General features: G+C 45.2%; 12 protein-coding genes. 9 read left to right on the top strand and 3 right to left on the bottom strand.

Annotated elements, in window-relative coordinates; genetic code table 11:
* The first annotated feature begins 171 nt into the window (after positions 1 to 171).
* Positions 172 to 1,491 carry an MGH1-like glycoside hydrolase domain-containing protein gene (locus E5331_RS02750; RefSeq protein WP_123484716.1) on the top strand — a complete coding sequence of 440 codons (1,320 nt, stop codon included), beginning with the start codon at positions 172 to 174 and terminating at the stop codon, positions 1,489 to 1,491.
* 148 nt (positions 1,492 to 1,639) lie between these two features.
* On the opposite strand, the gene E5331_RS02745 is transcribed toward E5331_RS02750, so the two are convergent.
* From E5331_RS02745 to E5331_RS02740, 3 genes are all read right to left on the bottom strand, one after another.
* Positions 1,640 to 2,641: a type II toxin-antitoxin system antitoxin SocA domain-containing protein gene (locus E5331_RS02745; protein ID WP_123484717.1), complete on the bottom strand. Its 1,002-nt coding sequence runs from the start codon at positions 2,639 to 2,641 to the stop codon at positions 1,640 to 1,642.
* A gap of 43 nt (positions 2,642 to 2,684) precedes the next feature.
* On the bottom strand, positions 2,685 to 2,813 hold the full coding sequence (locus E5331_RS20595; protein ID WP_275441037.1) for a hypothetical protein: 129 nt from the start codon (positions 2,811 to 2,813) through the stop codon (positions 2,685 to 2,687).
* 724 nt (positions 2,814 to 3,537) lie between these two features.
* Positions 3,538 to 4,908, bottom strand: coding sequence for an ATP-binding protein (locus E5331_RS02740; protein ID WP_135985369.1), 1,371 nt, complete (start codon positions 4,906 to 4,908; stop codon positions 3,538 to 3,540).
* 499 nt (positions 4,909 to 5,407) lie between these two features.
* Here E5331_RS02740 and E5331_RS02735 point away from each other — a divergent pair, with 499 nt between their 5' ends.
* The 8 genes from E5331_RS02735 (at position 5,408) to E5331_RS02700 (ending at position 14,684) form a co-directional block, all read left to right on the top strand.
* On the top strand, positions 5,408 to 5,899 hold the full coding sequence (locus E5331_RS02735) for a sigma-70 family RNA polymerase sigma factor (RefSeq protein ID WP_123482819.1): 492 nt from the start codon (positions 5,408 to 5,410) through the stop codon (positions 5,897 to 5,899).
* 13 nt (positions 5,900 to 5,912) lie between these two features.
* Complete coding sequence (locus E5331_RS02730) at positions 5,913 to 6,500, top strand: hypothetical protein (protein ID WP_135985371.1); 588 nt, start codon at positions 5,913 to 5,915, stop codon at positions 6,498 to 6,500.
* 450 nt (positions 6,501 to 6,950) lie between these two features.
* Complete coding sequence (locus E5331_RS02725; RefSeq protein ID WP_135985373.1) at positions 6,951 to 9,161, top strand: TonB-dependent receptor domain-containing protein; 2,211 nt, start codon at positions 6,951 to 6,953, stop codon at positions 9,159 to 9,161.
* 47 nt (positions 9,162 to 9,208) lie between these two features.
* Entirely contained in the window at positions 9,209 to 9,556 is a 348-nt protein-coding gene (locus tag E5331_RS02720; protein WP_135985375.1) for a PadR family transcriptional regulator, read from the top strand.
* A gap of 49 nt (positions 9,557 to 9,605) precedes the next feature.
* Positions 9,606 to 11,054: a PspC domain-containing protein gene (locus E5331_RS02715; RefSeq protein WP_135985377.1), complete on the top strand. Its 1,449-nt coding sequence runs from the start codon at positions 9,606 to 9,608 to the stop codon at positions 11,052 to 11,054.
* 232 nt (positions 11,055 to 11,286) lie between these two features.
* Positions 11,287 to 12,255, top strand: coding sequence for a signal recognition particle-docking protein FtsY (gene ftsY / locus E5331_RS02710; RefSeq protein ID WP_123482824.1), 969 nt, complete (start codon positions 11,287 to 11,289; stop codon positions 12,253 to 12,255).
* A 5-nt stretch (positions 12,256 to 12,260) separates the two neighbouring features.
* On the top strand, positions 12,261 to 13,568 hold the full coding sequence (gene rimO / locus E5331_RS02705; RefSeq protein ID WP_135985379.1) for a 30S ribosomal protein S12 methylthiotransferase RimO: 1,308 nt from the start codon (positions 12,261 to 12,263) through the stop codon (positions 13,566 to 13,568).
* An 18-nt stretch (positions 13,569 to 13,586) separates the two neighbouring features.
* Positions 13,587 to 14,684 carry a chorismate-binding protein gene (locus E5331_RS02700; RefSeq protein ID WP_123482826.1) on the top strand — a complete coding sequence of 366 codons (1,098 nt, stop codon included), beginning with the start codon at positions 13,587 to 13,589 and terminating at the stop codon, positions 14,682 to 14,684.
* Positions 14,685 to 14,706: the final 22 nt, after the last annotated feature.

Below are 14,706 nucleotides of genomic sequence, written 5' to 3'. Positions count from 1 at the left end.
TTCATCGTTATTTTCCTTAAAAAAATTCACAAATCAAAATAGTTTAGACAACTTCTTTGTGTATATTTGCCCTGTAATACCGGATGTCGTGTTTAATTCTCTGACTCCTATCAAATCATAAACAGGCTGAAGTGGAGATTGCAAAACTTCAGTTATTTAATCTTAACATCAATGAAAAGAATCATTTTATCAATAGCTTTAATATTGGCAATGTGCAATATGACCCTGACTTCGTTTGCTGCAAGCACGGAGAACCGTTCGGATTTTAAGAACTCCGAAAGTCTCGGACGCATCCATAAGAGACTGGCGGATGGTTTCAAACTGCTGCGTCAGCAAGTGGTGAAGTCGCCCGACGGTTTCATCAAATATCCGTATCTGATACCTGCCGGTTTCTATTCACAGCTTTGGGATTGGGATGCCTTCTTCATGGCTAATCATTTCATATCCAAAGGTGAGCCGGAATATATGAAGAACTGGGTGCTGACCTTTTCACAAGGTATTGATAAGGATGGATATGTGGCGGGATGTATGACGTCAAAAGGTCCGCGTCAGGCCTACAGCGGAAAGTTTGCAATGAAACCGTTCCTCTCCCAGGGTGCTTACCAATATTCAAAGGCTACAGGCGATTGGGAATGGATACGTCCGATATATAATGATCTTGAACGGGTGCTTGACTACCGCCGTTCCACCCAACTTGATTCCATATCCGGACTCTACTTCTGGGAAATCGCAATGCAAAGCGGAGCCGACAACAATCCTGCCCTGAATTACTTCAAGGATGATTCGCGGTCGTTCATATCCGTGGATGCAAGTGCTTTCCAATACGGTGAAATTCTTGCACAGGCAGCCATAGCCGAAAAACTCGGCATGAAGGCAGATGCCACTCGTCTTAGGAAGGAAGCTCTCGGAATAAAGACCGCTCTCAATGAGATATGCTGGAATGAGGATGACGGATGCTATTATAATGTAGACCGTGATTCACATGAGCAATACAAAAGAGTCGGATATTCTACGTTTGTACCCCTCTTTTATCGTATGGCACCCGAAGATAGAGGTCGCAGAATGATCAGTAGGTATATGCTTGAAGAGAAACACATGAAGGCTCCTCATGGCTTCCGCAGTCTCTCCGCATCAGACGTCGACTACAATAATAAGAACATCATTGTGCCCTTCTCCAACTGGCAGGGACCGATTTGGGGAATCACCAGCTACATATATTCCGTAGGGCTTCACTACTATGGCTTTGATGAGGATGTGGCATGGATGGCTGAAAAGGTAGGTGGACTAATGGCAAAGGATCTTGATGAATATGGCACCATGCACGAGACCTATCATGCAGAGACCGGTGAGCCGCTTGCCCCTTCCAATTTCAAATACCGCAATCCCGATGGCAGCATACAAGGCTTCGTAAGCTGGAACCTCTGCATGGAAAACATACTCGAAGGTCTCCTACAAGGGAAATGGATGCTTCTTGATATTGACGACATGTAATTTCTCGGAAACAAATTTCGGAACCTTATTCCCTTATCTGTTTTATTATCTTACGAAAAATCCTCCGCCTTTTCAGCCGGAGGACCAGAGATCATTAAATGTTTTATGAAATAGACGCCCTCACGGGCAATATCTTTTGAAAGGTTGCCTAAAGCAATTTCAGATCAAACGCTTCATCGTATGCAATATGAGCATGAGCCGTTGAGCACGCCAACCATCCGGTTTCCTCATGACTGGATTTTATTATTTGAGAAACCGTGAACGACCTTAATTTCTCAACCACATAGTCAATTGACTCCTTTTCGGAATCAGACAGACTGTCGCAATCGCCAATATTATGACACGCCAACAGAGTGCTGACCATATCGTGCGCCTTAATCAATCGTTTCTCCAATCCGGGCACATTATCATAAATCGTGGCATAATGATCAGGCACCGGTCCGAAATTCAGTGCACGATACTGAAGACCACTTATTGAAAGTCCCGTCTTACGATAATGGTAAAAATCCGCATAGAACATCAGTTTATTCAATTTCGTAGGGAACACATCTCCATGTTTATTGACAATGTATCTCACCATGTCAAACAATTTGTATATATTCTTATATCCGTAGCCATTGAAAATATTCCGGCTACCATCACGAAATATTATATGATAAAGCGGAGAATACTCATCCTCCTTCATTTCGCTCATGTTGACAGACGTAAAAATACGGTCATATTCCGAAGGGAGGAAAACATCCTTACATCCTTTCAGTAATCCTAACAGCACATTCTTATCCTTGATAGCTGCTATCATCTTACCATTTGACTCTGAAGGAATCTCACCGGATTCATATTTGGCATATTGATTTGCCCCGAAACCAAGTATCCTTGAAATTTGAGAATAATTCAGTCCATATTTCTGGCGTATATCCTTGATTTCATCAGGAAATGGTATGCCGTGCCTTATACGGTATTGCGAATACAGGTCATTGAATTGCAGTATGTCCTGCTCTGTAGTGGTAAACTGTTCCCCCGAATCCTCACAGACACAATAACGCACATGGACGCGAAATTTCTCCTTACGAAAAATCTTCTCTTCCATGGTGCTCACCTCCTTGACTCTACCTCCGGTCAAAGGGCTTTTCATATCTATATATTTTTCCATATCTTATTTATTTTTGAATGGGTAATTAAGTGGATGCTCCGCTTCATGGAATGATATACAGATTGTCCTCATTTTTATCACGGTGCAGGAAGATTATTCCCCAGATATTAAATTTCGGTTTAAATTCATGAAGGAATGCCTCAACTTCCTGTTCTGTCTTTATTGTAATCATATTCGGTAAGATTTTATGGCACAAAAATACACCATAAAATCAATAATTCAAAATATATAACACTAAAAAGTGTATCCTGGTTTATTTCTCATGAGATGAATAATCGGAGGCGTTTTTATCTTTTGGTGCTCATCTCTTATTTCAACCTCCAATTCTCAATATTTTTAATTATCATATAAATAACCAATGTAACGAATTGAACAAGAGAGAGCATCAGCAAGTAAAACCACCACGTACATCCGGCACCATGCTCACTGTTGAACAACAGATTATAACCCAATAGAGCAGAGTAGGCTATCATTATTATCAAATTCACAAATGATACTCTTTTGCTATTACAATGGTATATGGTTATCGTCACCAATAGCAACAACATCGCAGCAATCAATATCAGATTATCCTCGTTGAATGGTAGTCCGACGCAAATGATAGCATCCAGTATGACGGCAACCGCATAAGTAATCCAAAATACCTTATTATTCATAGAATTTGCTTTTGTAATACCATATAGCCACTCCCAAAGGTATTAAAGTGAATACTATTTGCCAGAACACACCAGATAAAATGGCCAAAGCAATAAATCCGTCATGTTTGATAAAAGATATGTAAATAGCAAATGGGATAAATAGCAATCCCCACAAAATACCCCATACGATGAATGTTACTTTAACCCAATAATTATGTTGCGCTTTCGCGTAGCCAAGTCTGGCACAAGTCATAAAGCCTATTTTCGGCGATATTTTTGCCGCGGGTGGCGTGGCTGATTTGGGAAAATAGGTGTCAATAATCCACCTTCAATCGCAGGCGTTAGATAATTATCCAAAAAATTATGACGATTCTTTAGATTCAAGGCTTCCATAAGCTGCTTTACTGACATTTCTTCATTGCCAATTGCCGTCATCAGTGCCTGAACTTGTGTGGTAACTTGTGTGGTAACTTGTGTGGTAACTTGTGTGGTGGCACTATCTGAACCCTTGTCTTGATGTGCTGGGTGCTTCCTTTTGAAAGACACCATCAATCCGCCTTCGGTTTCTTCAAAGTCAGGCATAGGCATCTCTACTTTTTCAAATTCAGTGCGTATCTTATTTATGCCACGACCCCATATTTCAATTAGTCCGGCACGATAAAACACGTTCGCAATCTTCGGATTGCGTTGACGCGACTTATGCTTTTTCAATAAAGTAAAAACATCCATATTTTCCGGCAACTCTCCTTCGTTCCATAACTCAACATGGTCATTATAAACCCACATCATTATGGCGGAGCCCCGATAGTCTTTGTGCACTATAGCATTATATAGCATCTCACGTAGTGCTTTCTCCGGAATCTCAAGAGTGGCGACTCGTTGCATACCCTCATAATGTATCGGGGAAATAAGGTATTTGGATTTCAGCAATTCCACTACCTTATCAGCCATCTGCAAGATGTTTCCCTCAACTATATCATCAAATATCAAATCACTTTCGTCATTGCCGAAACGACCAATTTTGAACTGTACTCCTGTGAAATATCTTTGCGGACGCTTGCCAAAGAGAAGTATGGCTGCATTTTTCAAAGAACCATTGTCGGAGAGTAATTCAAGGCTGTCAAGAACAGATCTTGTATCCTCATTCAAAAGCGAGGCATCAATACGGTCTGCCTGAATACCTTTTTGAAGGAAATAATCTATGGCTCCACGATCAAGCAAATCCTCAGAATATGGAATACGCTCCACATCATCCCAAGTCTTGCCCATCTTTCGCATAAGGAACTGATGCAGCGATGCACCATTGAGAACTTGTTTGGTTGAACCACTCCGATAATGATAAACCCCTTTTAAGGAAATAGGGATTGCCGACGGCTCAACTGAAATCTCAATATACTGTTTATCTTCTTTTTCGAGAAGATTGACATCGGCGACAATACCAAGCATATTTACTATTTTGTTTGGAATATCGTCCATAAGCCGCTTGGCATCGGCAACACCTACAACCTCATGGTTGTCAGCAATACCGATGTAAATCTTGCCACCTTGTGCATTGGCGAAGCCGCATATCCATTTCAGATATTCATCACGCCATGATTCTTTGTATTCTATGTTTTGACTCTCCCTCATATATTTGCGTAATTACAAATGCAAATTTAGCTATAAATTCCCAATAATCAGGCATCAGCCAATAAATATCGCCTATAGTATTCTTCAAAACACCTCTTTTGTGTCGGATTGGCGATTACGTCTGCCTCATCGGCGATTTGGCTCATATTGGCAATATTCAAAAAGATTTGCCGATTTTAAATTCATCACTCTACAGTTTGACTCAATCTATAAAAGTCTTTGAAGATGGGATATGAGACAGAGGATTTACTCAAACCGCTCCTATGTACTGATTAGCGGATATTTGCAACATGTTTAAGAAGATATACGGCTTTGACCGTAATCAACGATAACAGTACCCGTTTGGCATACCGTAAGCTCTGCCAGCGGGTCATTTTTTATAAATCATCGTGTCTTTTCATTATTTTTGTAAAAAATTGATGTTTCGTTGTGACTTTTTTGAAGATTGTGCGACTAATGTGACAAACAAATAAAAACAATGACAATAAAACAATGATAGATGACCGCAGAACAGCTACATATAGAATTTGTAAAGATGGTATCAAGCCATTCAAGCCTTATTTATAAGGTATGCAATGCCTACGCTACCGGCAGTTATGAGATGAATGACCTTTATCAGGATATACTCCTCAATCTATGGAGAAGTTATCCTTCTTTCAGAGGCGAGAGCAAATTATCAACATGGATTTACCAGGTGTCTTTGCATACTGCGGTCTCCTCATTGAGAAAAGAGACCAAGCATCACTCCAATATTCAATTGACATCCGAATTGGAGAATATCCTAACAAATGAAGATGGCAAGACAGGGCAAATAAAGGAGATGTATGACATGATCAAAAAATTAAATAAGTATGATCGTGCCCTTATACTTCTCTGGCTCGATGATCTGAACTATCAGGAGATCGCCGATATCTTAGGAATCACAAGAAGCAACGTTGCAACTAAAATAAACCGAGTAAAAAACAAATTAAAAGAGATGTCAAACTCCTAAATAAAATATGATTATGGATATAGACGCAATGAAAAAAAATTGGGATGCCCTCAACGAGCGTCTCGAAAATAGAGAAACTGTTAATAATGAAGCCATAAAGAAACTGCTTTCCCAAAAGGCAATCGGTGGCTACGATAAAATCCGAAATAAAGAAAAGGGAAATCTTTATGCCATGATTCTTTTCGCAATCATATTTCCGATACAATACGCGACGGGAGCGATCCAACATTGGTATTCCTTCGCTGTAATCGAGACTCTAATCGTAGGTCTTTTCTTCTACACCCTCTTTGTGCTGAAAGCATTTCCCAAGAGCGAAGACTACCGGTCAGGGGTTATCGGTTTGCAGAAAAACATCGCACGCTATCAGAAGCTATACACTTTCAATGCACCAGTCATGGTGTCTGTAATCGGTATCGCCCTAATACTGTTCTTCTCCTTGGAGGGGAAAGGCTTTCAAAGCGATACATTTCATCAGGGGATATTCCTGTTTGCAATAGCTTTTGTCGTAGCAAGCGCATCATGGGGCTATAAGAAAACGAAAAAGGAACTGGCTGAGATAAATGAAAACCTTAAAGAATTAAGCCAATTCGAGGCTGAATGATGGGTATATAATAGATGGTCAGCAAGCAGAATAAAATATTTTTGAGGATTTCTAATTTTTTCAAAAAAAATTTGCTTGCTGACCTCTTTTATGCAAGATTCACTGTTTCAATGGCTTTAACCAAGTACCCTTTATTGACGGCTATTATTTTTACATTACTACCGACATTTTTTTACTACTATGTATTGCATAGTACTAAATTTATTTATAACTTTGCATCGTGAATCAGGGAACACCACTCCGTAACGCGTGACGAAGTACGTTTGCCGGACTCACCACTTTCACTCTTCGCGGATTCATTCCGCACAACGCCAAAACAAAAAACATTCATCTCTCTCCGCAAAAAACATTCAACATTCTTCGCTGAAACTTTCAACGCTGATAAATCGATTCTAATTTGCATTCAACGCTGGAAAAACATTCAACGCTAAACTAAACTTCCACAAAGTTATGAAAACTTCATTCTTCGCTATCCCTCTCATCCTCTCCGCAAACGCCGCCTTCGCGCAGGACGTTCAGAAAAACGACACCACCGCCGGAAGCTCCTATGATCTGGAGGATCTTGTCGTGGTGGCTGACAAACCGATTGTGCAATCCGACGGTGCCAAATTGACATACAATCTGCAAGAGGATCCCTCAACCAAAGGTAACACTCTTCTTGACGCACTACGAAAGGTGCCGATGGTCAGCGTAGACGGTGAGGACAAGATCCGAATCAATGGTCAAGAGAATTTCAAAATCTACGTAAACGGCAAGGAAGACCCCTCCCTATCAGCCAACTATAAGAACATCTTCAAGGCTATGCCTGCCGATGCCATCGTAAAGGTTGAGGTCATCACCGAACCGGGTGCAAAGTATGACGCGGAAGGCACTGCCGGAATCCTCAACCTCATAACCATAACTAAAAATTCAACAGATGGTTATTCAGGATCAATACAGGCTACCTTGTCGAAAGCTCAATCAGGCGGTTCGCTCTACGGGCGCATGAAGAAGGGGAAACTTACTATGAGTGCCAACTTCGATTACGCCAACGGCAGACTCGTGCCTCAACATTCCGACAACATCACAACACTTGAAAACACCCTCTCCTCGGATGCAGGCAGACAGGTCAACAGCATGAAACAGAGAGTGGGATTCGACTACATCGGCGGTGGACTAAATCTCTCTTACGACCTCTCCGACAGGGACCTCATCACCGTCAACAGCAACATATATGCCGTAAAAGGGGATCTGCTGAAAGATAAGTCAACCTACTCCTCTATCATATATAATGCCGACAACTCCATACGTGGCGAAGTGTTCCGCAGAATTGACGCACAGATTGCCAACACCGGTATTACCGCCGGCACATCATGGCAGCACGACTTCAACGGCAACGGCCACAAGACAATACTCTCCTACCTCTTCAACCATGGCTATAATAAGCTGGAAGGAAATCTATTTACGGAGAAATCCTCCGGAGTGAGTCTTGCGGACCCGTATGAAAAAATGCTTAACAAGGATTTCAACAATGAACACACCATACAGCTTGATTATGAGAATCCTTTCGGCGACGGGAAACATAAGCTCGAGCTTGGTGGGAAGGCAGTGTGGCGTCGCAACAACACCGATTCCTATAATCTGAACGGCGATAGCGGGTCAACTGCAGAATTGACCGACAAAAGCGATTTGACACAGATTCAGGATATTTATGCCGCATACGCCTCCTATACCGGCAAATTCGGCAATCTATCCGCCAACGCCGGAGTAAGATACGAGCACACGCGCATGGGCATCAACTTCCATTATGGCGACACTCCCGATTTCCTGAACCATCTGAACGACGTGGTGCCTAATGCCGGACTGACCTACTCTTTCTCCTATACGTCTAACCTACGCCTCGCCTATCAGATGAGAATCTCACGCCCATCTCTCAGTCAGGTCAACCCATTCAAACAGACTTTCACCCCAAACCAGGTCACAATGGGTAATCCCAATCTATCGAGTGAGAAATCCAATAAAGTCTCGCTGACTTACACCAACTTCGGAAGCGTATTCGGTGGAAACATCGGTATTGAATACTCATCTATCGACAATTCCATCGCACATACCTACACGATGATCGATGACGTGCTGTATGAATCTTACGGCAACATGGGTCATGACCGCCGTATCGCAATCTTCGGGATGTGCAACTGGACGATAATCCCGCGCATGCAGTTCATGGTCAACGCACGCCTCACCCGCCAGATGTTCTCCGCAGAGGAGATGAGCAACAAGGGATGGAATCTGAATTACGGTGCCAACTGGAACTATTCTCTCCAGTCAGGTTTCAAGTTCAACCTCTACGGCGGTCAAAAAACACGAAGCTATAACCTCACCGGGTATAACGACGGCTACTACTACTACGGACTCGGCATCAGCAAAGATTTCCTCAAAAATGATGCTATGACCGTCACATTGAGTGCAAACAACTTCCTCCAGGGGCACAACACCTACCGCACCGTAACCGACACAAAAGGGATCCGCACCACCGGCGAATATAAAAATTCCAACTGGAATGTCGGCATATCCCTCAGCTGGAGATTCGGTTCGTTGAAGAGCGACGTCAAGAAGACCGACAAATCAATCAACAACGATGATAAATCCTCATTCGGAGCAAAATCCGGAAACGGACTATAATATAATTCCTAATCCATAAGTTATTCATATAAACATGAACCCAACCTATGACTGATAAAACAAAGACAACAGACTCCAACATCCGCGCGCAGATGCGTAAGGGGATACTGGAATATTGCGTGCTCCTTCTGCTCAGCAGACAACGGGCTTATCCCTCCGACATAATCAACGGACTCTCGGAAGCATCGCTGATAGTGGTGGAAGGCACTCTCTACACTCTCCTCAACAGGCTAAGGAAGGAGGGTAAGCTCAACCACGAATGGGAAGAGAGTCCGAAAGGTCCCCCCCGGAAATATTATTTCATCACCGACGTCGGGAAAGACACTCTCGAAGAGATGTCGGAAGCATGGGACGAGATTGTGGCAAACGTAAACCATTTCAGGAACATGCAGTAATATTTACAACTATCCTTATTTTTCCTTACACACCATCAACATTAAACTCATGAAAAAAACATTCACAATAAACGTCGCCGGATTCCCCTTCACAATCGATGACGACGCATATACCCTCCTCAACGACTATCTCGACACCCTCGAGCATGCCTTCGCCCGTCAGGACGACACTCGCGAACTCGTCAGCGACATTGAGAGCCGTGTGGCTGAGCTGCTTTTGGAATGCACCGCCTCAGGAAGCGCAATCGTCACCGCAAAGGATGTGGAAGAGGTTATCAAACGCGTGGGGCAACCGGAGGATATGATCGAGGAGGATGAATCAATACAGATAAACGACAATTCCTCATCTTATTCATCATTCACTTCCGAGACAATCACCCCTCCCCCATTCATTCCCCCTCTAAGGAAGAGAAACAAGAAGCTATTCCGCGACCCTCAGAATGCTATGGTCGGTGGCGTTTGCTCCGGTCTCGCCCACTATTTCGGCACCGACCCTACAGCCGTCAGGCTTCTCACAGTGCTACTCACAATAGTCTCTATCTCAACAATGGGCATTGCCTATCTGATACTCTGGCTCGTGGTGCCTGAGGCACGCACTCCTCTCGAAAGGATGCTGATGATGGGCGAACAGCCTACCGTGGAGAATATCGGCAAGACTGTGACCGACAACTTTAAGGAGGAGAACATGCAGTCACAATCTGCAATCAATTCAAGGAATATCAATTTCAGCGATTCCCTCGCATCTTTCTTCGGTGTCTGCGCACGCCTGCTGGTAATCTTAGGGCTCGTGATAGCCATACCTATCCTCTTCGCAATGGCGGTCGGACTGATAGGATGCATCTTCGCACTAATCGCGTTCAGCACGAGCTGGGGAGGAACTCTATTCGGGGATAATCCCTCTTGGATGGAGGAAGCCGGCACAATCCCAATCTGGGGCGTAATATGCGGAATAGGTAGCCTTATTGCTCTCGGCATACCCCTTTTCCTACTCATCCGTATGGGACTGAAGAAAGACCGTCAGCCTTTATCCAAAAATGTCAAGCTATCCCTCTCCGTGATATGGGCTGTCGGGTTCATTCTCGGTGCGACCTCCGCCGGAAGAATCATCAATCTCGCAACCGAACAGGATCGTCAACGAAACATCCGATGGAATCAGGAGAGAAAAGAGAGACGGGAGAAGGAGCAGCGTTTGCTGGATGAGAATCAATCGCAGGATGAAAACGCCGATTGGGACGACATAGCCGACTGGGGTGAACTCGCATATCCCCAATCAGATGACGACAGTCAGACAGCAGCCACCACTGCCACATCAAAAGCATCAACCGCCGCAACCGACAGCGTCCCCCAAAAGAAAACCACAAAAAAGTCTACAAAAACAACAGAGAAGACCACTACCGGTACCCCCTCGACAAAAAAAGAGACTCCGGCAGCAAGATCCAAGACCACGACAAACAGTCCGGATTCAACCTCAACGAAGACCCCTTCCTCCACGAAATAATGCAAGATTGCCCCGCAGAGTGTTCCGCGGGGCAATCTTGCATTTACAATAGCATCTATTTTTGTGAAAATGGGAGCTTAATTGTGTGAAAATTTTCAGAATAGAGGATTTTTGATTAACTTCGCATAATAATACGCTACCCCTTGCCTGGAATAGAGTCATTTCTCCGACTGATACAGGCAAGTGGATGGATAGCATAAGCACCTCTAACTGAATCAAAACTCACGTAAATATGGGATTCTTCAAAAAACTGTTCTCAAAAGAAAAAAAGGAAAAGCTTGACACCGGCCTTCAGAAAACGAAAGAAGGGGTATGGAGTAAAATCACCCGTGCCGTCGCAGGGAAAAGCAAAATTGACGATGAGGTGCTCGACAATCTTGAAGAGGCTTTCATCACGAGCGACGTAGGGGTTGACACTACCCTGAAGATTATCGAGAGGATCGAACAACGTGTGGCGCGCGATAAGTATGTAAACTCTGAGGAGCTTAACAATCTGCTCTGTGAGGAGATTTCTGATATGCTTGCTCGTCCGGATAACGACGGCGACAATCTGGATGATTTCGAGATTAAGAAAACCGGTGATCCTTACGTGATCATGGTGGTCGGGGTGAATGGTGTGGGCAAAACCACTACTATCGGTAAGCTGGCTGCCCAGTATAAGAAAGCCGGCAATAAGGTAGTGCTCGGTGCTGCCGATACTTTCCGTGCCGCTGCCATCGAACAGCTCGATATCTGGGGAGAGAGAGTCGGTGTGCCCGTCGTGAAGCAGAAAATGGGTAGTGATCCGGCTGCTGTGGCATTCGACACCCTATCTTCGGCAAAGGCTCAGGGTGCCGATGTAGTGATAATCGACACTGCCGGACGTCTGCATAATAAGATCGGACTGATGAATGAGCTTACCAAAATCAAGAACGTGATGAAGCGCGTGGTACCCGCAGCTCCGCAGGAGATTCTTCTCGTGCTTGACGGATCAACCGGGCAGAACGCTTTCGAACAGGCTCGCCAGTTTGTGGCTGCAACAGAGGTAAATGCCCTTGCCGTCACGAAACTTGACGGCACCGCAAAGGGCGGCGTCGTAATAGGCATCAGCGACCAGTTCAAGATACCCGTAAAATATATCGGTATCGGCGAAGGATTGGAAGACCTTCAGATTTTCCGTGCTGAAGAATTTGTCAGGTCATTATTCCTTGCCGAAAAATAATCCTTATGTTCAAGAAAAACAGAATAGACATAATATCAATGGGCTGCTCCAAGAATCTTATCGATTCGGAGCGGCTCATTCGCCAATTATCGGCAAAGGGGTATGAAGTATGCCACGATTCCGACGATGTATGTGGAGAATACGTGGTTGTCAATACCTGCGGATTCATCGCCGACGCGAAGGAGGAATCCATATCCGTAATCCTTGACCTCGCCCGACTGAAAGAGGAGGGGAAGATAAAGAGGATAATCGTGATGGGTTGCCTCTCGCAAAGATACATGGACGACCTGAAGGCAGAGATTCCCGAGGTTGACACATGGTATGGCAAATTTGATTGGAAAGAGTTTATCAATCGTCTGCCTGACAGAAAGAAAGAAGATAACCGTCCGAAGGAATGGGAACGCACCCTCACCACTCCCCCTCACAGCGCGTATCTGAAGATATCGGAGGGATGCAACCGTTTCTGTGCATTCTGTGCCATACCGATCATCACCGGACGCCACACCTCCCGACCTATCGAAGAGATCTTGGAGGAGGTGAGGTCGCTCGTTGACGAAGGCGTGAAGGAGTTCAACGTCATTGCCCAAGACCTGTCGTCATACGGCACCGACCTCTACGGACGTCATGCCCTTGCCGAACTGATCGAGAGGATGGCTCTCACTCCCGGTGTGGAATGGATACGCCTGCACTATGCCTATCCAGCCGATTTCCCCACCGATATCCTTCCGGTGATGGCGAAGTATGACAATGTGTGCAAATATCTCGACATTGCATTGCAGCATATCGCCAATCCGGTGCTCGACAACATGCGCCGGCATATCGACAAGGATGCCACCCTCCGACTGATAGAGACCATCCGGAGGGAAGTGCTGGGGATAAAGCTCCGCACCACTCTCATGACAGGATTCCCCGGTGAGGGTGAGAAGGAGTTTGAAGAACTGGTGGATTTTGTGCGGACACAGAGATTCGACCGTATGGGTGCGTTCGCATACTGCGAGGAGGATGATACGTATGCCGCAAAGAATCTTGACGACTCTATCCCCGACGACGTGAAACAATCCCGTCTTGACAAGATAATGGAGATACAGGAGGAGATTGCACTGCAACTCAACGAAGAGATGATAGGGACTGTGCAACGCGTCCTAATCGACCGTATCGAGGGGGACAAAGCCATCGGCAGGACCCAATTCGATTCTCCGGAAGTGGATCCGGAAGTGATAATCAACGATTCCTCGTTGTCGCCGGGTCAGTTTGTCAATGTCAGAATTACGGAAGCCTTCCCCTTTGAATTGGTGGGAGAGACCGTCAGATAATACAAATCACTCATTGCAATGTCGATAAGATTTGACAAAGACGCACGGAGAGCCACTAATGGTCCGATGATTTTCTTCTCCGACCCATCTGCCATGGTGTCGCTGTCGGAAGAGATACGCGGGGCGATAGAGTCGCAACTGGCTTTTTATGCCTACCGTATGCCGGGAGACCTCATGATCTCTTTCGGAAGTTCCGAGCACGTTGTGGAAGGGATTGGTGAACGTGGATTCGTCATAGCCCCGTTTCTGCCCGATATGCCTATACTGACCATACCCTATCGTCCGGCAAAGCGAAACATCAAGGCTGACGGATTTCAATATCGGTTCCCTTCAACATCCACTCCAAGAGAGGAGCATGCCGCAGAGATTGACGCCATAAAATCCGCCCTTTCCACTTACGGAACGGGAAAGATTGTAGCATCGAGGGTAATTGTCAACAACGGCAGAATCGATGTGGGGAGCACGTTTGCGGAATTGTCGCGACGGCATCCGAATGCGTTCGTATTCTGCTTCTCAACACCATTGACCGGATGCTGGATAGGCGCATCGCCGGAGTTGCTGCTTGAAGCCTCCGGGAATGGAGTGAAGACTATGGCTCTCGCAGGCACACGGGCGGCGGGTGAATCGGGAGAATGGGACTGCAAGAATCTTGAGGAACAGCAGATGGTCACAGACTTCATCTCCGAAACTCTTTCAGGAAACGGTCTTGACATATCCATATCACCGTTATACACGCGCAACGCCGGGAAGGTGGAGCATCTATGCACCGACATATCCGCCTCCTCCCATGAACCGATGACCACGGACAGGATACAATCCATTCTCCACCAACTATCCCCCACCCCGGCTCTATGCGGCACCCCGCGAGATGTGGCGTTGGATACAATCCGTCAGACCGAACGCTTCGACCGTGGATGCTACGGAGGTTTCTGCGGTCCGTTCAGATCGCCAGCCGACTTCTCCCTGTTCGTCACTCTACGATGCTGCTGCATCGAGATGGAAAGATTCTGCATCTATGTCGGGGGAGGCATAACCCTGCGCTCTAATACAGAAGCGGAATGGCAAGAGACAGAGGCGAAAGCATCCACCATAAGAGATGCCTTGATTATTGAATGATTGAAACATTTATCAAAACCAA

The sequence above is a fragment of the Lepagella muris genome (genome assembly GCF_004793975.1).
GTDB classification, from domain to species: domain Bacteria; phylum Bacteroidota; class Bacteroidia; order Bacteroidales; family Muribaculaceae; genus Lepagella; species Lepagella muris.
Note: the sequence above shows the minus strand (reverse complement) of the source record. Positions and strands in the feature narration are given on the sequence as shown.